The sequence below is a fragment of the Streptomyces sp. NPDC030296 genome, assembly GCF_055572815.1.
The window spans coordinates 239,162-260,387 of the sequence record NZ_JBVICQ010000013.1 but is presented as its reverse complement, the minus strand read 5'-3'; the positions used below and the strand labels follow the sequence as shown (position 1 = coordinate 260,387).

Sequence of the window (21,226 nt, the reverse complement as noted above, 5' to 3'; positions counted from 1 at the left end):
GTGAAGAGATCGCGGGGGGATGCGGGGAGCGGGTGTCGATGTCGTTGCGATGTCACCTCCCGCCGGGTGAGGCCGCCCCGTCCTGCCCCCTCGGTCGCGTGGTCCTGTCGATCCACATCGACGACGCCAGGCACAGCAGCGCGATCACGCACAGCACGAGGGGCACGGAGCGGGCTCCCGCCCACTGGATCATCGCGCCGAGGGCGGGGCCCGCGGCGACGCCGCCGAGCATGGAGGCGGCGATCACATGGGCACTGGCGCTGCGTGCCATGGGGACGGTGCGGGTGAGCCAGGGCAGGCCGGTGGGGAAGACGGGGGCGATGAACAGGCCCACGCCCGCGTACATGTACGGGGCCAGGGCGGGCACCGTCGCCGCCGCCAGACAGACCGCCATGCCCGCGCAACTGATGTTGATGATGACGTGTTCCGGCCAGCGCAGCGTGAGGGGGACCACCAGGAACCGGCCGACCGTCATCATCAGCCAGAAGACGGAGGTGGCCGACGCGGCGAAGGCCGAGCCGTAGCCGACCGACTCCAGATGCGTGGGTTCCCAGCCACCCACCCCGGCCTCGACGCCCACGTGCAGGACGTACAGGACGACGAAGGCCAGCAGCAGGAACCAGACACGGGCCCGTGCCGGGGCGGCAGGCCGTGCGTCCGCCGTTCCGCCCGCCGCCCCGTCCGGCGCCACGACCGGCGCCGGGCTCCTGTCCCGTACGCCGCGCAGCAACAGCAGCAGCGCCGCCGACACCAGCCCGCAGCCCGCGAACACGACCGGGTAGCGGTCCGCGCCCAGCAGACCGATCAGGGCGGGGCCCGCCACCGCGCCGATCCCGAAGAACGCGTTGAGGACGTTGAGCATGGCGGTGCTGCGGGAGCCGAAGCCCACGGCGAACAGCTGGTTGAGTCCGTAGTCGATGCCGCCGAAACCGAGGCCCGCGAGGAACGCGGCGGCCAGCGCCAGGGGCCAGGCGGGGGCGAGGGCGAACCCGAGGGATCCCGCCGCCATCAGCGCGTACGAGACACCCAGGAGGAGACGGTTGCCGACCCGGTCGTGGACCCGGTTGAAGGCGAGCACGCCGCCCACCCCGCCGATGAAGTGGGCGGTCAGCCCGACCCCGGCCGCGGCCGGCGACAGCCCGAACTCCTCGCGCAGCGCGGGGATCGCGGGCCCGTAGAACGACTGCAGCGCGCCGATCAGGGCGAACCCCACACAGGACGCCACCAGGGCGGGCACACTGAACAGCCGCACCTGCCCGGCACCCGCTCCGGCCCGACCTCCACCCTTGTCGGCCTCCACCTCCCCGCAGCCCCCGCTTCCGGTCGCCGGACCCTCGCGCGGGGGCTCGACCGCGCCCGTCGTCCGCTGCTCCGTCATGTGCCCGTCTTCCCTTCCTGCTCGTTGAAGCGGGCGACGATCTCGTGGGCGAACGCCATGATCGTTCCCTGGGGGCTGATGCCGGTGACGCCCGGCAGGACACTCGCGTCGCAGACCCGCAGCCCGTCGAACCCGTACGGCCGGCCGTACGCGTCGCACACCCCGCCCCGGTCGGCGCCGCCCATCCGCGCCGAGGCCATGCCGTGCACCGACACCAACTCCCAGTCGCCCGGCGCCACCCGTCGGCAGAACTCCTCGACCTCGGACATCCCGGTGAGGGACGGCGCCGAGGACACCGGCGGCGTCACCTCCACGGCGCCCGCCGCGAACAGCAGCCGAGCACCGAGTCGGAACGCCTCGCGCAGCGCGCTGTGGTCGACGGCCGTCATGCCGTGCCGCAGCAGCACCCCACCGCCCGGCAGGGCCCGCACGCTCGCGGTGCCGTGCAGCCGCACCTGGGTGGTGTAGACGCCCAGACGGTCGAAGTCGGCGAGGAAACGCTCGACGTCGCCGGGGGAGCGGCCCGCCAGCGCGGCGGCGAGCGCCCCGCGCGACACGTTCGACGGCATCATCAGCACGCCCCGGTCGCCGAACTCCTTCAGCTGCGCGGTGAAGATGGTGCCGCGCTCCGCCGCCACCTCCTCACGGAAGCGCGCCACCGTACGCAGATTGACGTGCAGCGCCAACTCCCGCCCCGCCATCCGGCGTTGCACCCGGCTGCGCTGGAGCAGCGCGGGCGAGCCGAGCGGGCCCGCCGCGAGGAACACCGCCCGCGTCCGGTACACGGTGCGGGTGCCGTCCGGGCCGGCCGCGAGCACCCCGGTGACCGTGCGCCCGTCGTGCAGGACCTGTAGCACCCGGGTGTCCGGGCGGATCCGGGCGCCCAGGGACTCGGCCCGCGGCAGGTAGGTCACCGCCATGCTCTGCTTGGCACCGGACGTGCAGCCGGTGGTGCAACGGTTGCGGTGCGCGCAGCCCCGCACCGCGCGGTGGGCGTGCTGCCACCGCCAGCCGAGGAGGTCGGCCCCCGCCGTCAGCAGACGGGAGTCACGGTTGTCCTCCTCGCCGCCGTGCCCCTGCACGACGGTGCCGAGACGGCTGTGGACCGTCTTGAGGTGCGGGGCGAGGTCGGCCGCCCGGTAGCCGTCGAGGCCCGCGACCGCCGCCCAGCGGGCGAGCAGTTCGGGCGGCGGCTCCCACAGCAGGCCCCCGTTGACCAGGGTCGTCCCGCCGACGGCACGCCCCTCGCCGTACGCGATGGTCGGCGACCCGAAGACCGGGGTCAGCCCGCCGTTGCGGTACAGGGTGCGCATGTTCTCGGCGGGGCTAGCCCCCGCGAGCCGCGCGGTGTCGGCACGCGGCCCCTCCTCCAGGACCGTCACCTCCCGCCCCGCCGCCGCGAGTTCGAGCGCGGCCACGCTGCCGCCCGCGCCGGACCCGATCACGATCACGTCCGCGTCGACGGTGCGGTGCCGCCTGCCCGGAATCGCCCTCATGGCCGTCCCCCTTCTCCGGCTTCCCCCGTACGGCCGTCGAGGGCGCCCAGCAGTGCCAGCGCGGTGCTCGACCTGACCACCTCGGAGAAGCCGGGCAGCGCGGACAGGGCGCGCATGCCCCGGCGGCCCTCCTCGCCCGTCGCGCCGCGCAGCGACCGCCCGCCGGACGCGAGCCGGTACGCCAGCGGCAGCAGCCGCAGGGCCGCCGCGTACCCGGCGCGCTGGGCCGGTGGCAGGGCACGCAGCGTGCCGAGGACATGGGCCTCCGCCGCGGCCCGCGCGGCGGGTTCACGCAGAGCGGGGTACTGCCGCCACCAGTACGAGCGCAGTCCGCTGGAGCGCAGCGCGGACCGCAGCAGCCGGGGCCCGCGGCTCATCGAGGCCCCCTTCCCGCGGTCGCCTTCTCCGTGACGAAGTCCGCGAGCAGCCGGGGCACGCCCTGCCCGAGCACGGTGTCCAGGGCGTCCAGGAAGATCCGCGCCTCCTCCTCGCCCGCCACCAGCGGCGGCGACACGATCAGCGCGATGCTCCGGTTGGAGCCGAAGAAGGTGAGGATGCCGTGGTCCCGGTAGAGCGCGGCGATCACCGCACCCGTGAGCAGCTTCGCGAACGCCTGTGGGTCCTTGGCGAGTCGTCCTGGGATCCTCTCGCGCACGGCCGCCGGCAGCCGGGGGCCCTGGCGCAGGTACAGGCCGTGCAGCGCGCCCTGGCCCGCCGTGCCCGCGACCATGTTCGGATGCCGGGCGGCGAGATCGGCGAGACCCGTGCCGAGGACCTCGCCGAGCTTGCGGGCGCGCCCCGGGAAGTCCTCCTCGACGGCGACCGACACCGCCTCCAGCGCCGTGGCCGTCTCCTCGCCGAAACCGTAGTACGTGGTGCTGTGCAGCGTGGCGTCGCGCAGATTGTCGTACGCCTTGCGGAAGACGGGCTCACGCGCGACGTACCCGGAGATCGACGACTTGCCGCCGCCGAACGACTTCGACGTCGTCACCACGTCGGGCACCAGACCGGGGTGGTGCATGAAGTGGAACAGCTCACCCGTCTTGCCCCACCCCGTGTACACCTCGTCGAAGACGAGCACGATGTCCCGCTCGCTGCACAACCGCCGCACCTCGTACAGGAAGTCGGCCGAGCACGCGCGCAGACTGGACGCGCTGAACGGCTCCAGCACGACCGCGTAGACGTCGCTGCGGCCCCGCCCGTCGGTGTGCCGCTCCAGCGCCAGCCGGAACGACTCGAGGTCCCCGTACGCGAACGCGTCCGTGCCCGGCAGCCGCGGATACGCGAAGTGGATCTCCGGGGACGCGGTGATGCTGCCCGCGCCCAGCAGCTTGCCGTGGAAGGCGATGTCCGTGTGCAGGACGGTGCCGCGCCGGCCCTCGTGGTACTTGTACGCCAGCTTCAGGGCGCCCTCGACTGCTTCGCCGCCCGAGTTCGGGAAGTACGAGATGTTCAGATCGCCCGGCAGCAGCGCGGCGAGGTTGTGGCTGAGCGCGGCCACGTACGGGGACAGGTAGTTCTTGTGGACCTCCATGCGCCGCGCCTCGCGGAAGCGGTCGCGGGCGCCGAGGATCCGGGGGTGGTTGTGGCCGTGGTTGAGGACGCCGACACCGCCGGTGAAGTCCAGGATCCGGCGTCCGTCGCGCAACCGGATCCAGGCTCCCTGGGCGCTGTCGACGAGGTCACGGCCGAAGCCGAAGGTGCCGATGAGGGAGACCTGGCTGCGGCTGACGTACTTGCCGTACAGGTCGTGGACCTGGTCGATGCCGAGGCGTTCGGCCTGGTCGAGGGTGAGCAGCTCAGGCACGGGACGCCTCCACGGCCGGTGTCGCCGCCCGGCTGGTGCGCAGCCGGTCGGCGATCAGCCGTCCCGCCCTGCGGCCCTCGCGCACCGCGTAGTTGGTGCCCCGGTCCTCCGGGAAGACCTGCGCCATGCTCGCCAGGTACAGCCCGCCCAGCCGGGTCTCCAGCGGAGGCATCGCGCGGGTGTAGTCCGGGGTGACCACCGGCTGGGCGTACTCGGCGCGCCAGACGTGGTGGGCTTCGACCCACGAGCGGTCGAAGCCGGGGAACATCTTCCGCAGGTGCGGCAGGCTGTACTCGAAGACCTCCTCGTCGCTCATCCGGTACAACTCGGCGTCGGCCGGCAGGTACTTGGACAGGTAGACGACATGGCGGCCGCCGTAGTGCGCGGGGTCGTCCATGTTGGTGTGCTCGATCACGCCGACGTACGGGAACGACGGGTCGTTGACGTTCAGCCAGTACGTGTCGGACAGCCTGCGGTTGTTCTCCAGGACCAGGCAGACGTTCGCCAGGTAGCGGATGCCGCGCAACTGCCGCACCAGTGCCGGGAGCGCGGGGTGTCCCGCCGGTCCCTCGGCGCCTTCGGGTTCCAGGAGGTCCGCCGCGAGCGCGGGCGCGGTGGTGACCAGTACGTGCCGGGCGGGCAGCACGTCGCCGCCGCTCGTGCGCACGCCCGTCACGCCGGTGTCGTCCGTGAGCACCGACTGGACGGCGGTGCCGGTGCGGATCTCCACGCCCAGCTCGGCGAGGCGCTTGTGCAGCGCGGTCACCAGGGTCTCGCTGCCGCCCCGCAGGTAGTACAGGACCTCGCTGCCCGACTTGGTGCGGCTGCCACCGCGCAGATGCAGCTTGGTCCACATCCAGGTCGCGCCGACCTGGTCGGCGTACGCGCCGAACTTCCCCTCCAGCAGGGGCCGCCACACCACCTCGTACACCCTGCGCCCGCCGAGTGAGATCAGCCAATCCTTGGCGGTGAGGTGCTCCAGGGACCGCCAGTCGTCGACCCGGCCGGCGCGCAGCGCCATGACGCCGAGCCGCAGCCGGTCCAGGAGCGGCAGCGGCGCGAAACGCAGCAGGTCCAGGGGGCGGGAGAGCCGGTAGATGGAGTTGGCGTAGTACATGCCGGTGCGGGTGAGGTGCGGTCGGACCGCGTCCGCGATGCCCAGCCGGTCGCACAGGCCGAGGATCTCCTCGTCCGAGTCGAACCAGTGGTGGTAGAAGCGCTCGATGCGCTTGCCGCCGCCGACGTCGAAACTGCCGGCCAGACCGCCCAGTTCAGAGTCCTGCTCCAGGACCGTCACCCGGTGGCCGCGCTCGGCGAGCTCCAGCGCGGCGGACAGACCGGTGAAGCCGCCGCCGACGACCACGGCGTCCCGCACACCGTCACGTGTCACCTCGACCGGGGTGCCGTCGCCGGTCATCTCGAACCTGGCGCCGCCGGTCACCTCGTCCCGGACCTCGGTGTCCCGGCCGTTCTGCCTGTCGTGCGTGTTCATGAGCGCTCCTCGACGTGCGTGGACGAAGCTGTCAGGGCCCGGCTGCGGCCCGAGTCGATGCGTTCCATGACGAGATAGGGCGGACGTCCCTGGACCTGCCGGAACACGCCGAGCAGGTACTCGCCCAGCACCCCGCAGGCCAGCGACTGCATCCCGAACGCCCCCAGCTGCGCGGCCTGCCGGGCACTGCGCCGGACCACGCCGACACCGCCGGCCCCCAGCAGGGACGCGACACCGATGTACGTGGGGATGCGCAGCGGCAGGGCCGCCGCACCCGAGAGGACACCGGTGCGGGAGAGCGCCAGCATCTTGCGCAGCGTGTACTTGGTGGTGCCGGCGGCCCTCGGGTCGCGTTCGTAGCTGAGGGTCGTCTCGGGGAAGCCGGTCCAGCTGATCTGGCCGCGCAGGAACAGCTCCTTGTCCCCGAGCGACGTCACGAAGTCGACGACCTTGCGGTCCAGGAGCCGGAAGTCGCCCGTGTCGAGCGCGACGGGCTGGTCGGAGATCCGGGACAGCAGCCGGTAGTACAGATAGGCGGTGGCCTTCTTGCGGCGGGTCTCGCCGTGCCGGGTGGCCCGGCGCGCGGACACCACCGCCCAGCCCTTGAACCATTCCTCCGCCATGCTCGGGATGAGCTCGGGCGGGTCCTGGAGGTCCGCGTCCATCAGGACGACGGCGTCTCCCGCGGCCTCGGCGAGACCGGCCAGACACGCGGCCTGGTGTCCGAAGTTACGGCTGAAGCGGACCCCGCGGACCTGTGAGGACGAACCCGGCGGGGTGTCGGCGATGAGTTTCTGGATGAGCGCCCAGGTCGCGTCGGCGCTGCCGTCGTCGACGTACACGATCTCGTGGGGCAGGTCGCGCAGGGCGCGGGTCAGGCGTTGATGAGTGCGTCTGAGCACCTGTTCCTCGTTGTAGCAGGGCAGGACGACGCTGATGAGATACGAGCGCGGCGGTGCGCTGCTCGTCCGGTGCGTGGCGATGGGAACCCTCCTTGCGGTGGAGCACGGAGCAGGTCGGCATGCGCTGTACGTGAGAGGGGGCGGACGGGGGTCGGGGCAGGGGCCGGGCGAGGTGCGGGCGGTGCTCACAGGCTCTGGAGCAGTGCGAACGGCGGTTGTGGCACGAGGTAGAAGTGGTCGCCCTCCACGAGGTGTTCGCGGTGGCCGCCGACAGTCAGCTCGCTCCAGGGGCGGCGGTCGGCGTCGTCGTCGGCGTCCCCGACGATCGTCGTGACCGGGCAGCGCAGCGGCGGATCGTCGGGGTGCGGGGTATAGGCGTGGAACATCCGGCCGTCGTCGCGCACGTACGGCACGACGAGCTGCTGGAACTCCGGGTCCGACGCGAGGTCCGGGTCGGTGCCGCCGAGTTCGAGCAGCCGGGCGACCACGGCGGCGTCGTCCTCGTCCTCGTCCCCGGCGCTCGCCTCGGGGCCCGGGTAGGGCGCGTCGCGGGAGCCGGACGCCACCAGGTGCGCCGGCTGGACGCCGCGCCGCTCCAGGCAGCGGGCCGTCTCCAGGGCGACGGCCGCGCCCATGCTGTGCCCGAACAGCACGAGGGGCCGGTCGGCCAGCGGTTCCACCGCGTCCGCGATGGCATGGGCGAGGACCCGCAGATCCAGGGCCGACGGCTCCCCGATGCGCTCGGCCCGCCCCGGATAGCGCACGGAGTGCACCTCGACGCCGGCCAGGCGCGTCCCCCAGTCCCGGAAGAACGCGGCCGACCCCCCGGCGTGCGGGAAGCAGATCAGCCGCCGGGCGGGGTCCGGGAGCGGGACGGGGCAGTGCAGCCACAGGGCCCCGGCGGCGCGCGGCGGGCCCGGGGCGGGACGGTCGGCGGGAAGGACGGTGGGGCGGGCGGTGGGGGTGGGGGTCACTTCGTCGGCTCCTCTTGGGCGCGGTGGCGGCGGGCACGCAGGGCTCGGGCGCGGCGGGCCGCGGAGCGCCGGGCGTCGGCCTCCGCGTCGCCGGTGTCGGCCCCGCCGTCCCGGATCAGGGCGACCTGCGCGGAGACCGTGGTGTGGCGGAAGAGGGCGACGATCGGGGGGCGCGTGCCGGTGTGCCGCTCCAGGGCGTCCTGGAGCTGGAACATCGCCAGCGAATGACCGCCCAGGTCGAAGAAGTTGACGTCACCGGGCACGTCCGTGACCTTCAGGACCTCCGCCCAGGCCGCCGCTACCCCGGCCGACGGATCACCGCCGGCGGGCGCACGCGGGGGCGTACCGCCGTCGGGCGCCTCCACCGCCGGGGCCTCGGCGGCGCGGTGCGGCTCCTCGGCGTGTGCGCGCAGCCGCGCCCGGTCGGCCTTGCCGTTGACGGTGCGGGGGAAGGAGTCGAGCACCTCGATGCGGGCGGGCACCATCGGCGCGGGCAGCGAACGGGCCACCTGCTCCCGCAGGCTCAGTGCGTCGGGCAGGGCGGGCGCGAGCACGAACCCGGTGAGGGCGGTGCCCCGGGTGTCGGGCACGACGACCGCCTCGCGCACTCCGGGCAGCTCGCACAACGCCGCTTCCACCGCGCCCAGTTCGATGCGATGGCCGCGGATCTTGACCTGGTGGTCACGGCGACCCAGGAAGTCGAGGGTGCCCTCCTCGGTCCACCGGACGAGATCGCCCGTGCGGTACATGCGTGCGCCGGGCACCCCCGCGAAGGGGTCGTCGAGGAAAGCCTTCGCCGTGGCCTCGGGACGCCCGAAGTAGCCGTGAGCCACCCCGGCGCCCCCGATGAACAACTCGCCCTCGGTGCCGCGCGGTACGGGCCGCAGCTCCTCGTCGAGAACGTACAGCCGTACGCCGGGTGCGGGGCGCCCGATGGTCACCGGCCCCGGCGCTCCGTACCGGCGGTAGCTCGCCCAGACCGTCGCCTCGGTGGGCCCGTACTCGTTGACCAGCGCCACCGAGCGGGCGTGCACCGCGAAGTGACGTCGCATCAGGTCGGCGGGGAGCGGCTCGCCCGCCGTGGTCACCGTCTCCAGGGACCGCAGCCGTTCCATGCCCGCCCGCTCGGCGGCGTCGAGCAGGACGGCGTACAGGGAGGGCACGCACAGCAGGCTGGTCACGCCGTACCGTTCGACGAGGTCCATCAGCCGCTCGGGATCCCGGACCTCGTCGGGCGCGGCCACCACCAGGTGCCCGCCGGCGGTGAGGGTGCCCCACAGCCCGGCGACGGACGAGTCGAACGCGAGCGGTGAGACGAGCAGGAAGACCGGCCGGCCCGGATAGACCATGCGCCGCGCCAGCGTCGACGCCGCCAACTGCCGGTGCCCGACCTCGACTCCCTTCGGTTCGCCGGTGCTGCCGGAGGTGTAGATGAGGTAGGCGGGGTCGTCGGCGGTGACGCCGGTGACGCCGGTGATGCCGGTGATGCCGGTGATGCCCGTGGCGTCCGGTCGGCCCGTGGCGCCGACGGCAGCGGCAGTTTGTCCGGCCTCGCCCCCCGCCGTCGTTCCGTCGGCGGCGGGGGCCCGCCCGGCGGCGCCTCGCGTCGGCGTATCCGAAGGGGGCGCGGCCCCGATGGCCGGCTCCTCGTCGCCGTCCTCGGCGTCCTCGCCCGCCCCGGCGGTGCGCGCGGTGTCGCGCTCCCCGGTGGGCGCGGCCGTGTCCTCGACCCGGATCAGCGGCAGGCCGAGCCCGGTGAGCCGGCCGGCCGCGGACCCGGTGACCACGGCCGCGCCGACCCGGGCGTCGGTGAGGACGCCGGCGATGCGCCGGTCGGGGTGGGCCAGGTCCACGGGAACGTACGCCGCCTCGGCCTTGAGGACACCCAGGACGGCGGCCACCATCGCGGTGGACGGCTCCACCAGGACGGCGACCCGGCTGCCCCGGCCCGCGCCCGACTCGGTGAGCCGGGTGGCGATGCGCCGGGCCCAGGCGTCGAGGGCCCGGTAGTCGATCGTGCCGTCACGGCCGCTGACCGCGGGGGCGGTGGGGGTGATCCGGGCGAAGCCCGCCACCAGTTCGTGCACCGGGGTCCGTCCGTCGCGCGGCAGGGGGGTGCCGGTGCCCAGCGCTCTCGTCTCGTCGGGTCGGGACGCGGAGGCTGTGGGCGCCGGCCGGTCGGCGAGCACGTCGGTCTGGAGCGAGGTCGTCATCGGAACTCCTCTGCTGAGCGTCGTATCCGGTGTGGGGGGAGAGGCGGGGGGCGTGCGGCACGGGGTGGGGGCGGGCGGCCGCACGGGTGGGGACGGTGGGGACCGGCCGTGACCGGCGTCGGTCAACGGCATGCCGGGGCTCGCGGCGCGGTGCGCCGGGACAGGAACAGGAGCACGCAGGTGACGGCCAACGTGACGGCGCCGAGGGACTGCCAGTAGAGCCAGCCGCGGCCCTGGTCGTGGAGCGCGACGAACAGGGCGCCGCCCGACAGCGCGCCGAGGGCCTCGCCGAAGGACCAGCACACCTGGCGCAGGTTGAACGCCTCCAGGGTGGAGCCGATGGGCAGTCCGGCGTACGCCGTGCTCACCATGGGCCCGAACGCCATCTCGGCCACCGAGAACACGAGGACCGCGAGGATCGCGCCCACCGCTGGTTCGAGTCCCGAACCGAGCGTCAGCATCGACCCGGCGAAGAGCAGGTTGGCGCCGCCGAGCACCGCGAAGGGGGTCGTCCCGCCGCGCATCAGCCGGCTGATCACCGCGGTGACACCGGCCTGGAGGAGCACGATCCAGAAGGCGGGGCCGGCGAGGAGGAAGGACCGCAGCGCGGCCGAGTCGAACCGCTCGGCCACGTAGAAGGCGAACGCCGAGTAGAACTGCGCGTACACGAAGGTGCCGAGGACACTGACCACCACCGTGCGCCGGATCGCGGGCGTGGTGACGACCTGCCGCAGCACCTTCCGGCCCACCGGCCACCGGCCGGACGTCTCCGGTGGCCTGACACCGCGCGGCAGGCCGGGCAGCATGACGACCGCGGCCGCCGCGTAGCACAGCGCGACCACGCCCATCAGCTCGTGCGGTTCCGACGGTGAGTAGAGGGCGTTCGCGAGGAACGGGCCGAGCGCCGCGGCGCCGTTCACCGCGATCTGCAGCAGGGAGAAGACCCGGTTGCGGCCGATGTCGTCGCGGACGACCTCGGCGATGAGCACCCGCGAGTACAGGAAGTGCGCGCTCACCCCGAACCCGGCCATGACGAGCAGCCCGCACAGGGCCCAGTCCGCCCCCGCGAAGGGCAGCAGGCCGAACGCGAGGGCCGACAGCAGGACGGACCCGACCATGCCCGGCGCGTACGCGATCCTCCGCAGCCGCCGGGCCACGAGCGTGGCGGACAGGCCCGCCGACGCGGTGTAGCAGAACAGGCCGATCCCGACGATCGCGGTGCCGGAGCCGGGTGACCGGGCCGCGAGCAGCGGTCCGAGGACCGGGATGACGCTGTACAGGCCGAGGCTGCCCACGAGCGTCTCCGCCGCGAGTGCCGCCCGCAGTCGTCCCGTCGGGACGGCCCTCCCGTCCTCCGGGGCCTCCTCCAGCACCTCGTCCAGTGCGCTGCCAGTCATGGGGCTCCCTTCCGAGTGCGCTGCGGTCCAGAGGTGTGGCACCGCGAGGCAACATGTTGCCAAGCTTGGCACACTAAAGGCAATCTTGGGAAGAAGGATCAGCGCACAGGAGGCTTGAATGGCACTTCCGCGTACCGCCGCCCACGGGACCTGGGCCTCGCCGATCGGAGCGGCCGAGGCGGCAGCCGCCGAAGCGCGCGTCGAGTGGGTCGGCTTCGTCGGCGACCAGGTGTGGTGGACCGAGACACGGCCCTGGGAGAGCGGGCGTTCCGCGCTCGTCGCCCGGACACCCGACGGTGACGTCCATGACGTCCTCGGGCCCGCGTGGAGCGTGCGGTCCCGGGTCATCGAGTACGGCGGCCGCCCCTGGCTCGCCCTCGGCACGGACCCCTCCGACGGGTTCGTCCTCACGCACGGGGAGGACCAGCGGGTGTACCGGGCGGCGCCGGGGACCGAGCCGGTGCCGCTCAGCCCGAGGCCCGACATCCCCGCCGGGGCGTGCTACGCGGACTTCGCCCGCGTCGGCGAGGAGATCTGGTGTCTGCGGGAGACTCTGGCCGACGAGGCGGGCACCAGCGTGCACCGGGACATGGTGGCGCTGCCTCTGGACGGCGCCGCCGCGAAGGACCCGGAGGCGGTGCGGATCCTCGCCGCGAGCCACCACTTCATGACCGGCCCCAAGGTGTCACCGGACGGCCTGCGCGTCGCGTGGATCGGCTGGGACCACCCGGACATGCCGTGGGACACCACGGACGTGATGTGCGCTCCCGTACGGCCCGACGGCACCCTGGGACCGGCCCGTCGGGTCGCGGGCGGGCCGGGCGTCTCCGCCGGCCAGGTGGAGTGGGCCCCGGACCGGCCGGACGTGCTGTACGTCCTCAGCGATCCGGACGGCTGGTGGAACATCCACGAGATCGGCCCCGAGGGCGGCACCCGCAACCTGTGCCCCCGCGCGGAGGAGTTCGGCGAACCCCTGTGGCGGATCGGCGCGCGCTGGTTCCTGCCGGCGGACGACGGACGGCTGTTCGTGGTGCACGGCACGGGCGACCGCCGGCTCGCCGTCCTGGAACGCGACGGCACCCTGCGCGACGTGCCCGCGCCCCACACCGAGTGGGCGGCCCTCGCCACCGACGGCCGCCGCGTCGCGGGCACCGCCGCGGGACCACGCCTGCGTTCCTCGGTGGTCCTCGTGGACTTCGACACCCCCACCGGCGAGCCCCGCCTCGACGTCCTGCGCGGCGCCGCGACCCACGGGGACGCGTACACGGACTGGCTGCCGCACGGCCGCCACGAGGTGTTCCGCAACGCGGACGGCGAGGACGTCCACGCGTTCGTGTACCTCCCGCACAACCCCCGTTTCACCGCCCCCGAGGGCGAGTTGCCGCCGTTCCTGGTACAGGCGCACGGCGGGCCCACCACCCGCAGCCGGCTGGTGGTCAACCATGAGATCGCGTACTTCACCAGCCGTGGCATCGGCGTCGTCGACGTGCAGTACGGCGGTTCGACCGGCTTCGGCAGGCCGTACCGGGAGCGGCTGCGCGGGAAGTGGGGCGTGGTCGACGTGGCGGACTGCGCCGCCGCGGCCAGGGGGTTGATCGCCCGGGGGCTCGCCGACCCCGCGCGGATCGGCGTCCGGGGCGGGAGCGCGGGCGGCTGGACGGCGGCGGCGTCCCTCGCGGCCGAGCCCGACCTGTACCGCGTGGCGGGTATCTACTACCCGCTGCTCGACCCGGAGGAGTGGCGCGACCGGGGCACGCACGACTTCGAGTCCCGCTACCTCGACAGCCTCATCGGCCCGTGGCCCGAGGCCGCCGATCGCTACGCCGAGGTGTCACCGCTGCGCCGCGCCGGCCGCGTACGGGCTCCGTTCGTCGTGCTCCAGGGCCTCGACGACACGGTCTGCCCACCGCGCCAGACCGAGCGCTTCCTCGCCCGGCTGCGCGACGGCGACGTCCCCCACGCCTACCTGGCCTTCGCGGACGAACGCCACGGGTTCCGCAAGGCCGAGACCGTGACGGCCTGCCTGCACGCCGAACTCTCCGCCTACGGCCAGGTGTTCGGCTTCGAACCGCAGGGAGTGCCACGACTAAAGCTGTCCGCCCGGCCCGTGGGGTGAGGGCGTTCGGCACCCGCTCCGCCCCGGGTGCCGCACCACGACGAATCGGCCGGTGTCCACGAGGGACACCGGCCGACGGGCCGACAGGCCGACTGTGAGCTGGGGGTACGGCCGACTGCGGGCGGGCGTCAGGGCGCCTCGGGGGCCACCACGTGCCGGGCGACCCGCTTCGCCTCGCGCAGCACCGCCTCCCGGTACCGCTCGCTCAGACCCAGCACGGCCGGCAGCACCCGGCACTCCTCGACGCCTCCGCCGGGGAAGGGCAGCGCGAGGCCAACCAGCGGCAGCATGCTCACCGGACTCCCGGCGTCGAACAGCGCGCGCACCTCCGGGTCGGTGATCCGGCGCAGCCCGTCGACCGGGGCACCGACGACGAGGGTGTCCTTGCCGTCGACGGTGCCGCGCGCCACGCCGAGTGTCTCGTCCGGGCCGTGCGCGGCGGCCGCCACCTCGCGGCGGACCTCCTCGTACGACCGGTTGGCGCCCCACATGTCGAAGGCCCGGTACAGCTCCACGTCCAGAGCGGGCCACTTGGCGAGGAAGTGGTCCATGTTGACGTCGAACTCACGGAAGTTGGACGACACGTCGCGGGCGTGCGGCAGATGCAGCCCGTACACGTCCTCGCCGCGCACGATCGGCACGCCCGCCGCGTGCACCCGGTACCCCCACTCCTGGTCCTCGCCGCCCCAGCCCCGGAAGTCCTCGTCGAAGAACAGGCCGTGGCGCCGGATCGTCCCGGCGGGCACGACGATGAACGCGCCCCACACCAGGGTCCACGGCAGGACGAACGGATCGAACCGCCACCGCTTGTCCAGCCGGGCACCGGGCGACGCCTCCAGGTCCGCCAGCAGCGTCCGGTACTCCCGGTGCTCGCGGAGGTCGGACGTCTCGGCGGGACGGTCCGACCGGCCGTCGAGACCCACGATCTGCCCCACCACACAGACGTCCTGCCCGTCCGCGTAGTACCGGTCGTAGAGGGATTCGAGGCAGCGCGGGGGCAGCGCCAGATCCGCGTCGAGGAACACCACGACCTCCCCGGACACCTGGCGCAGCGCCAGGTTCCGTGAGCGGCAGAGGTTCCACTCCTCGTCGACCAGCACGGAGACGATGGTCAGCCGGTCCGCGTACTCCCGGCAGGCCGCGAGGTATTCCGGCGAGTACTCCAGGGCGCCGACGACGACCTCGAACTCGGAGCCCGGCAGCGTCTGTTCGGCGAGCGCGGCGAGCGCGATCCGGAAATTGCGCAGTCGCTGCTTGTACGGGATCACGACGCTGATCTTGGGACCGCCCATCGCACGCCTCCTTGGACCACGGTAAGTTGGCAATATATTGCCAGACTCTTGCCTGAATTGGCAATGCTTGGTTGGATCGGAGCGACCGGCATCAGGCGAAGCGAAGGGAGAACCGTATGCGCAAGGACACGATCGGGGTCGTGACGGTGACGCGGGGGCGTCCGCGGCTGCTCCGGCGGGCCATGGCCTCCGTCCACGCACAGGACTTCGACGGCCTCATCGAGCATGTCGTCGTCATCGACGATCGGGACCCCGAGACGGTGGCGGCGGCCACCGCGGCCCCGACCCGCCCCGGACTGCGGGTGACCGTTCACGAGGAGCCGCGCCCGCCGGCCGAGCGGAACGAACCGCCGGGTGACAAGCGGCGGGTCTATCCGCGCCTGTCCCGTCTGTTCAACACGGGGGCGCGGATCTCCTCGGCGGACTGGATCGCGTTCCTGGACGACGACAACGAGTACGAGCCCCACCATCTGCGCAGCCTGCTGGAGTGCGCCCGGGAGCACGGCGCGCAGGTCGCCCACTCCGGCCGGACGATGTGGTACGCCGACGGCGCTCCGTACCTGGAGGAGGCGTGGCACACCGTCGACGACCCGGTGGAGGCGGCGCGCATCCATCAGGTGATGTGCGACAAGGGTGTCCGTGTCCCCGGCACCAACCTCCTGCTGGACCGCGCCGATCCGCGGCGCCCCGGGGACGCCTTCCGCACCAGCAGTGTGATCCGGGCGGAGGACCCGGTGGCGCTGGTGGACCAGAGCGTGTGGCTGGTGCGCCGGGAACTGCTCCTGCGGCTGCCGATCCCGGAGACGTTCACCGAGGCCGAGCACCTGGCCAACACCGCGCCCGACGACAAGCTGCTGCGCACGCTCCAGGACAACGGCGTCCCGATCGTGTCGACCGGGCAGCCCACCGTCCGCTACTACCTCGGCGGCGTCTCCAACCGCATCACCCGCGGCCGGCGGCCCGTGGCGGCGGAGTAGACCGCCCTCGGTCCCGGCGCACGACGGAGCCGCGCGACACCGGACCCACCGGGCCGCGCGGCTCAAGCGTGTACGGGGCTGTCGGGGGCGGCGTCGTCGGGGGTGCCGTCGGGGGCGGGGTCGTCGGGCCGGACGGGCTCGGGGCCCCTGCCGACCAGCAGCAGCACCGTCGCGAGGCCCGCGAGGAGCGCGCACGCCCAGAACACCCGGCCGTAGCCGACCCAGCCGATGACCGCACCGGCGGTGGCGCCGCCCAGCATCACCCCGATCTGGAACGCGCCGGTGAACAGTGAGGACGCCGCCCCCACGCGGTCGGGCATGGACTCCTGGAGGATGGTCACGGGGATGCTCAGCACCACCGCCATGAAGAAGGCGTTGAGCGCCTGGAGCGCAAGCAGCGCGACCCGGGACTCGGCCATCGGCAGCACCGCGAAGAACACGGTCGCGCACCCGGCCGCGCACGTCACCAGCCGCCACTTGCCGATGCGCTCGGCCCGGGCGCCCAGATACATCATCACGGGGATCTCGATCGCGGAGGCCAGTCCGAGCAGCAGGCCCGTGAATCCGGCGTCGTACGCGAGGTGCTTCGTCACGAACAGCGCGATGTCGATCTGGTAGACGCTGTTGACCGTCAGCAGCAGCATCGTGGCGACGAGCAGGATCCACGAGGACCGCCCGACGCCGGAGAACGCCCTGCCCCTCGCCGCCCCCGGGGCGGCGGGCGCGGGCGGCGGATGGTTCGGCAGCAGCCACAGGCACAGGCCGGCCGCGAGGACGTACATGCCCGTGACCACCAGGTACAGGACGCCGAAGCCCTGGGTGTCGATCAGCAGGAACCCGATCGGGGGGCCGACGACCCAGGCCAGCGAGGTGAGGGCCCGCAGCAGGGAGTTGAAGAACGTGGCGTCCAGCGCCCGGGTCTCGGCGAACTCGCGTGTGTAGGCCAGCAGTTGGGGGAAGCAGGCGCTGCCGAGCGCGAAGAAGACCGCGCCGAAGAGGAACAGCAGGGAGTAGTCGCGGACGACGACGTAGGCGAAGGTGCCCACGGCGGACAGCAGGGTGCAGACGGTGAGCAGCAGACGCCGGTTGCCGATCCGGTCGGACAGGGCGCCGAACACCAGGCCGGAGAGGACCCCGAGGATCCCCCTGCCCAGGAAGAACAGCCCGATCAGCAAAGGTCCGACGCCGATCTCGTCGGACAGGAAGAGGCTGCCCGAGGTGCTCATCATGGCGCCGGACACCCCGATCAGCGCCGTGTTCGCGACCAGACCGGTGAGGGCGCCGTCCCTGGCCAGTCCCGTCGCCCCGCCGTACAGCGCGCGGGCGCGGCCTCGGACGGCCTCCGTGAAGGGCCGTGCGCCGTGTTCGTCGGGAGACATGCTCACCGGTGGCTCCTCCGTCCGGCAAAACTCGGGCACTTGATATTGCCAACCCTGTACACAGTAGGCAACAGTGGTGGCAAGTATTTGACAACGCGAGGAGGGTCATGCGAGTCCTCATCACCGGCGGTGCCGGCTTCCTCGGATCCCACCTGTGCGACGCGCTGCTGAGACGGGGCGACGCCGTCGTCTGCGTCGACGACCTGTCCATGGGGCGCCTGGACAACCTCCGGCAGGCGCGACGGAACGCGGCCTTCCGATTCATCCAGTGCGACGTCACCCGGGGGCTCGACGTCCCGGGTCACGTCGACGCCGTGGCCCATCTCGCCAGCCCGGCCTCCCCGCCGGACTATCTGCGGCGCCCGTTGCAGACCCTGGCGGCCGGCAGCCGCGGCACGGAGCACGCGCTCGCGCTCGCTCGACGGCACGGCGCGCGCTTCCTGCTCGCCTCCACCAGCGAGGTCTACGGCAGCCCGGAGGTGCACCCGCAGACCGAGGACTACTGGGGGCACGTCAACCCGGTCGGGCCGCGCAGTGTGTACGACGAGAGCAAACGGTTCGCGGAAGCCCTCACCACCGCTCACCGCACGGCGCTCGGCGTGGACACCGGGATCGTGCGGATCTTCAACACGTACGGCCCGCGCATGCGGGAGGACGACGGCAGGGTCGTCAGCAACTTCATCACCCAGGCGCTCGGCGGCGACGCGATCACCGTCTACGGCAGCGGCGAGCAGACCCGCAGCTTCTGCTACGTCGACGACCTGGTCCGCGGCCTCGTCGCCATGCTCGACTCCGACGAGCCGGGGCCGGTCAACCTGGGCAATCCGGCCGAGTTCACCGTCACCGAACTCGTCGGACTCGTACGGCGGATGACGGGGGTCGAGGCGCCGGTCCACTACCGGGAGCTGCCGCAGGACGACCCGCCGCGCCGCCGTCCCGCCATCGATCGGGCCGTGCGCACCCTCGGCTGGCGTCCCGTCGTCGACCTGGCGGAGGGGCTGCGGCACACGATCGACTGGTTCGCCGCGAACGCCGGCGGTCCCGCCGCCGAGCGCCTCACGGGGGTCGGCGGACAGTCCGCCAGCCTCCCGGTCGCCGGCTGACCACCGCCGGGCGTGCCCGGCAGGGGCGCCGCCGCGGTGCTCGGTGACGACCTGCGCGATGTCGTCACCGAGCACCTCGACGGGCCGGACCGGACCGGGGGTGGGGCGCATCCGGCTGGCGCTACTGAACCCGGCCGGCACTGCTAGGCGAAGTCGTCGTGATCGGCGAGGACCTGGTCGATGACCCGCCGGTGGACGGCGGCCAGTTCCGGGTCGGTGTCGATGGTCTCGGACAGCATGAGCAGCGACTTCCACAGGGCCCAGCCCCGGGCCCGTGCCCACATGCCCTCGTCCTGGGCGACCGCACTCCGGAACGCCTCGCGGCTCTCGCCGGAGAACATCGTCCACGCGATCACCAGATCGCAGGCCGGGTCGCCGACTCCCGAGGTGCCGAAGTCGATGACGGCCGCCAACTTGCCGTCCCTGACCAGCAGATTGCCGCTCGCGACGTCCCCGTGGAACCACACGGGCGACCCACGGAACTCGGCGGCGAGCGCGGCCCGCCAGACCTCGGCGGCCCGTTCGGTGTCGACGCGGCCTTCGAGGGCGGCCAGACAGCGGCGGGTCTCCTCGTCGTAGTGCGTCGGCGGGGCGCCCCGGTACCAGCTGTGCTGCCCGGCGACCGGGCCACCGGTGGTGTCGCAGCGCTGGAGGGCGAGGAGGAAGTCGGCGAGAGCGACGGCGAACTGCGCCATGTCGTCGATGCGTTCGGGGGCGGACGTCTCGCCGTCCAGCCAGCCGCGCACCGACCAGGGGAAGGGGTACCCCTCGCCGGGGACGCCCTTGCCCAGCACGGCCGGGATCGCCACGGGCAGCGCGGGCGCCAGACGCGGCAGCCACGCGCTCTCCTTGTCGACCGCGGGGACGTACCCGGCGGCGGTGGGCAGCCGGACCGACATGTCGTCACCGAGGCGGTAGGTGCGGTTGTCCCAGCCGTCAACCTCCACCGGAACCACGGGTAAGTCGGCCCACTGCGGGAACTGACCGGCGATCAGCCTGGTGACCAGCGCGGCGTCGATGCCTGCGCGACCATCGGGGGGTGTCGAAGCCATGGGGCGATGATCGCTCGTATGGGCACGCCCGCGCAACGGATTTGACACTTCCGTTCTGTGATCGCTCCCTCGGGATGGCAACGCATTGCCTTTGAGTTGCCAGGCGGGGCAAGATGGTAACGAGTTCACCGACTGAAGGGGTTTCTCATGGCCACCGATCGGAAGTTCGGCGATCCCGCGCTCTTCGGCGAGGTCTGGGCCGACGACTACGACGACAGGACCAGCCTCGACCCCACGCCCGCCGTCGACTTCCTCGCCCCCCTCGCCAAGGGCGGGCCCGCCCTCGAACTCGCCGTCGGCACCGGCCGGGTGGCCCTGCCGCTGGCCGCCCGCGGCGTCCGCGTCGAGGGTGTCGAGGGGTCCGCGAAGATGGCCGCGCGCCTGCGGGAGAAACCCGGCGGCGACGACATCCCGGTGACCGTCGGCGACATGGCCGACGTCCCGGTCACCGGCCCCTTCACCCTCGTCTATCTCGTCTACAACACCCTGTTCAACCTGCTGGAGGCCGAGCGCCAGCAGGACTGCTTCCGCAATGTCGCCTGCGTCCTCGACGAGGACGGCGCCTTCGTGGTGGAGACCTATGTCCCCGACCCGTCGTTCTTCGACCGGGGCCAGCGCGTCCAGGCCCTCTCGGTGACGGAGGACTCCGCCACCATCGAGGTGTACCGCTTCGACCTGGCCGCCCAGCGCTTCCACAGCCAGAAGATCACCTTCGGCGCGGACGGCGTCCGACTGCGCCCCCACGCCGAGCGCTACTGCTGGCCCGCCGAACTCGACGTGATGGCGGCCCGCGCCGGCCTCCGCCTCGACCGGCGGGTCGCCGACTGGTCCGGCCGCCCCTTCGGCCCTGACAGCACCGGCCACGTCTCGGTGTACCGGCCCGAGCGATGACCCCGGACGCGATCGTCCTCGTCACCGGCGCCAACCGCGGCATCGGACGGGAGGCCGCCCGGCAACTCGCCCTGCGCGGCGCCCGGGTCCTCCTCGGCAGCCGCGACATCCGGCAGGGCGAGAACACCGCCCGCGCGCTCGACCGCGAAGGCGTCCACGTCACACCCGTGGGGCTCGACGTGACGGACGCCCGCAGCGTCACCGAACTCGCCGACCGGCTGGAGAAGGAGCACGGCAGGCTCGACGTCCTGGTCAACAACGCCGGTCACTTCCGCGGAGCCACCGCCGTCGACACCGACGCCCGGGTCGTCCGCGACATCCTCGACGTCAACGTCGTCGGTGCCGTCGCCGTGCTCCACGCCCTGCTGCCGCTGCTGCGCCGCTCCCCGGCGCCCCGCGTCGTCAACGTCTCCAGCACCACGGCCTCGTTCGGCCTCACCACCTCCGGCGCGGACCTGCCCGGCGACGCCTCGACGCGCCTCGCGTACACCGCTTCGAAGGCGGCCCTCAACATGCTGACGGTCCAGTACGACCTCGCCTTCCGCCAGGACCCGGAGCTGAGGCACATCAAGATCAACTCGGTGTCGCCGGGCTGGACGGCCACCGCCATGAACGACTTCCGCGCACCCCGCACCGTCGAGGAGGGCGCCCGCGCCCTCGTCGCGCTCGCCACCCTCCCCGACGACGGTCCGAGCGGCGGCTTCTTCGACGAACACGGCCCCCTGGCCTGGTGACCCCACCGGTCGGTCCCTCCGTC

17 protein-coding genes are annotated in these 21,226 nt (G+C 73.1%); 5 read left to right on the top strand and 12 right to left on the bottom strand.

Annotation, left to right across the window (positions count from 1 at the left end; translation table 11 throughout):
- Positions 1-52: 52 nt before the first annotated feature.
- From ACZ4Z3_RS32890 to ACZ4Z3_RS32850, 9 genes are all read right to left on the bottom strand, one after another.
- Positions 53-1,378 (bottom strand): MFS transporter, encoded by a 1,326-nt coding sequence (locus ACZ4Z3_RS32890; RefSeq protein WP_468504449.1) that lies wholly within the window; start codon positions 1,376-1,378, stop codon positions 53-55.
- Positions 1,375-2,874: a GMC family oxidoreductase N-terminal domain-containing protein gene (locus tag ACZ4Z3_RS32885; RefSeq protein ID WP_468504448.1), complete on the bottom strand. Its 1,500-nt coding sequence runs from the start codon at positions 2,872-2,874 to the stop codon at positions 1,375-1,377. The genes ACZ4Z3_RS32890 and ACZ4Z3_RS32885 overlap by 4 nt, the downstream gene beginning before the upstream one ends.
- Positions 2,871-3,251: a hypothetical protein gene (locus ACZ4Z3_RS32880; protein WP_468504447.1), complete on the bottom strand. Its 381-nt coding sequence runs from the start codon at positions 3,249-3,251 to the stop codon at positions 2,871-2,873. Before ACZ4Z3_RS32880 ends, ACZ4Z3_RS32885 begins: the two co-directional genes overlap by 4 nt.
- Complete coding sequence (locus tag ACZ4Z3_RS32875) at positions 3,248-4,681, bottom strand: aspartate aminotransferase family protein (protein ID WP_468504446.1); 1,434 nt, start codon at positions 4,679-4,681, stop codon at positions 3,248-3,250. Before ACZ4Z3_RS32875 ends, ACZ4Z3_RS32880 begins: the two co-directional genes overlap by 4 nt.
- Complete coding sequence (locus tag ACZ4Z3_RS32870; protein WP_468504445.1) at positions 4,674-6,173, bottom strand: NAD(P)/FAD-dependent oxidoreductase; 1,500 nt, start codon at positions 6,171-6,173, stop codon at positions 4,674-4,676. Before ACZ4Z3_RS32870 ends, ACZ4Z3_RS32875 begins: the two co-directional genes overlap by 8 nt.
- Positions 6,170-7,264: a glycosyltransferase family 2 protein gene (locus ACZ4Z3_RS32865; RefSeq protein ID WP_468504444.1), complete on the bottom strand. Its 1,095-nt coding sequence runs from the start codon at positions 7,262-7,264 to the stop codon at positions 6,170-6,172. The genes ACZ4Z3_RS32870 and ACZ4Z3_RS32865 overlap by 4 nt, the downstream gene beginning before the upstream one ends.
- Entirely contained in the window at positions 7,261-8,049 is a 789-nt protein-coding gene (locus tag ACZ4Z3_RS32860) for a thioesterase II family protein (RefSeq protein ID WP_468504443.1), read from the bottom strand. The genes ACZ4Z3_RS32865 and ACZ4Z3_RS32860 overlap by 4 nt, the downstream gene beginning before the upstream one ends.
- Positions 8,046-10,262, bottom strand: coding sequence for a non-ribosomal peptide synthetase (locus ACZ4Z3_RS32855; RefSeq protein WP_468504442.1), 2,217 nt, complete (start codon positions 10,260-10,262; stop codon positions 8,046-8,048). The genes ACZ4Z3_RS32860 and ACZ4Z3_RS32855 overlap by 4 nt, the downstream gene beginning before the upstream one ends.
- Before the next feature lie 122 nt (positions 10,263-10,384).
- Positions 10,385-11,659: an MFS transporter gene (locus ACZ4Z3_RS32850; protein ID WP_468504441.1), complete on the bottom strand. Its 1,275-nt coding sequence runs from the start codon at positions 11,657-11,659 to the stop codon at positions 10,385-10,387.
- Between the two features lie 118 nt (positions 11,660-11,777).
- Between ACZ4Z3_RS32850 and ACZ4Z3_RS32845 the strand changes: the two genes are divergently transcribed.
- The gene (locus tag ACZ4Z3_RS32845) at positions 11,778-13,775 is read left to right on the top strand and encodes an alpha/beta hydrolase family protein (RefSeq protein ID WP_468504440.1); all 1,998 of its coding nucleotides are present in this window, start codon (positions 11,778-11,780) and stop codon (positions 13,773-13,775) included.
- Positions 13,776-13,903: 128 nt separating this feature from the next.
- Here ACZ4Z3_RS32845 and ACZ4Z3_RS32840 read toward each other — a convergent pair whose 3' ends face one another.
- Positions 13,904-15,067 (bottom strand): glycosyltransferase, encoded by a 1,164-nt coding sequence (locus tag ACZ4Z3_RS32840; protein ID WP_468504439.1) that lies wholly within the window; start codon positions 15,065-15,067, stop codon positions 13,904-13,906.
- Positions 15,068-15,183: 116 nt separating this feature from the next.
- On the opposite strand from ACZ4Z3_RS32840, the gene ACZ4Z3_RS32835 reads away from it, so the two are divergent.
- The gene (locus ACZ4Z3_RS32835; protein WP_468504438.1) at positions 15,184-16,044 is read left to right on the top strand and encodes a glycosyltransferase family 2 protein; all 861 of its coding nucleotides are present in this window, start codon (positions 15,184-15,186) and stop codon (positions 16,042-16,044) included.
- A gap of 62 nt (positions 16,045-16,106) precedes the next feature.
- On the opposite strand, the gene ACZ4Z3_RS32830 is transcribed toward ACZ4Z3_RS32835, so the two are convergent.
- Positions 16,107-17,423, bottom strand: coding sequence for a sugar efflux transporter (locus ACZ4Z3_RS32830; protein WP_468504481.1), 1,317 nt, complete (start codon positions 17,421-17,423; stop codon positions 16,107-16,109).
- 107 nt (positions 17,424-17,530) lie between these two features.
- Here ACZ4Z3_RS32830 and ACZ4Z3_RS32825 point away from each other — a divergent pair, with 107 nt between their 5' ends.
- Positions 17,531-18,526 (top strand): UDP-glucuronic acid decarboxylase family protein, encoded by a 996-nt coding sequence (locus tag ACZ4Z3_RS32825; RefSeq protein WP_468504437.1) that lies wholly within the window; start codon positions 17,531-17,533, stop codon positions 18,524-18,526.
- A 143-nt stretch (positions 18,527-18,669) separates the two neighbouring features.
- On the opposite strand, the gene ACZ4Z3_RS32820 is transcribed toward ACZ4Z3_RS32825, so the two are convergent.
- Positions 18,670-19,578: an aminoglycoside phosphotransferase family protein gene (locus ACZ4Z3_RS32820; protein WP_468504436.1), complete on the bottom strand. Its 909-nt coding sequence runs from the start codon at positions 19,576-19,578 to the stop codon at positions 18,670-18,672.
- A 147-nt stretch (positions 19,579-19,725) separates the two neighbouring features.
- Between ACZ4Z3_RS32820 and ACZ4Z3_RS32815 the strand changes: the two genes are divergently transcribed.
- Together ACZ4Z3_RS32815 and ACZ4Z3_RS32810 are read left to right on the top strand one after the other, a co-directional pair.
- On the top strand, positions 19,726-20,469 hold the full coding sequence (locus tag ACZ4Z3_RS32815; RefSeq protein WP_468504435.1) for a class I SAM-dependent DNA methyltransferase: 744 nt from the start codon (positions 19,726-19,728) through the stop codon (positions 20,467-20,469).
- Positions 20,466-21,203: an SDR family NAD(P)-dependent oxidoreductase gene (locus ACZ4Z3_RS32810; RefSeq protein ID WP_468504434.1), complete on the top strand. Its 738-nt coding sequence runs from the start codon at positions 20,466-20,468 to the stop codon at positions 21,201-21,203. Before ACZ4Z3_RS32815 ends, ACZ4Z3_RS32810 begins: the two co-directional genes overlap by 4 nt.
- Positions 21,204-21,226 lie beyond the last annotated feature (23 nt).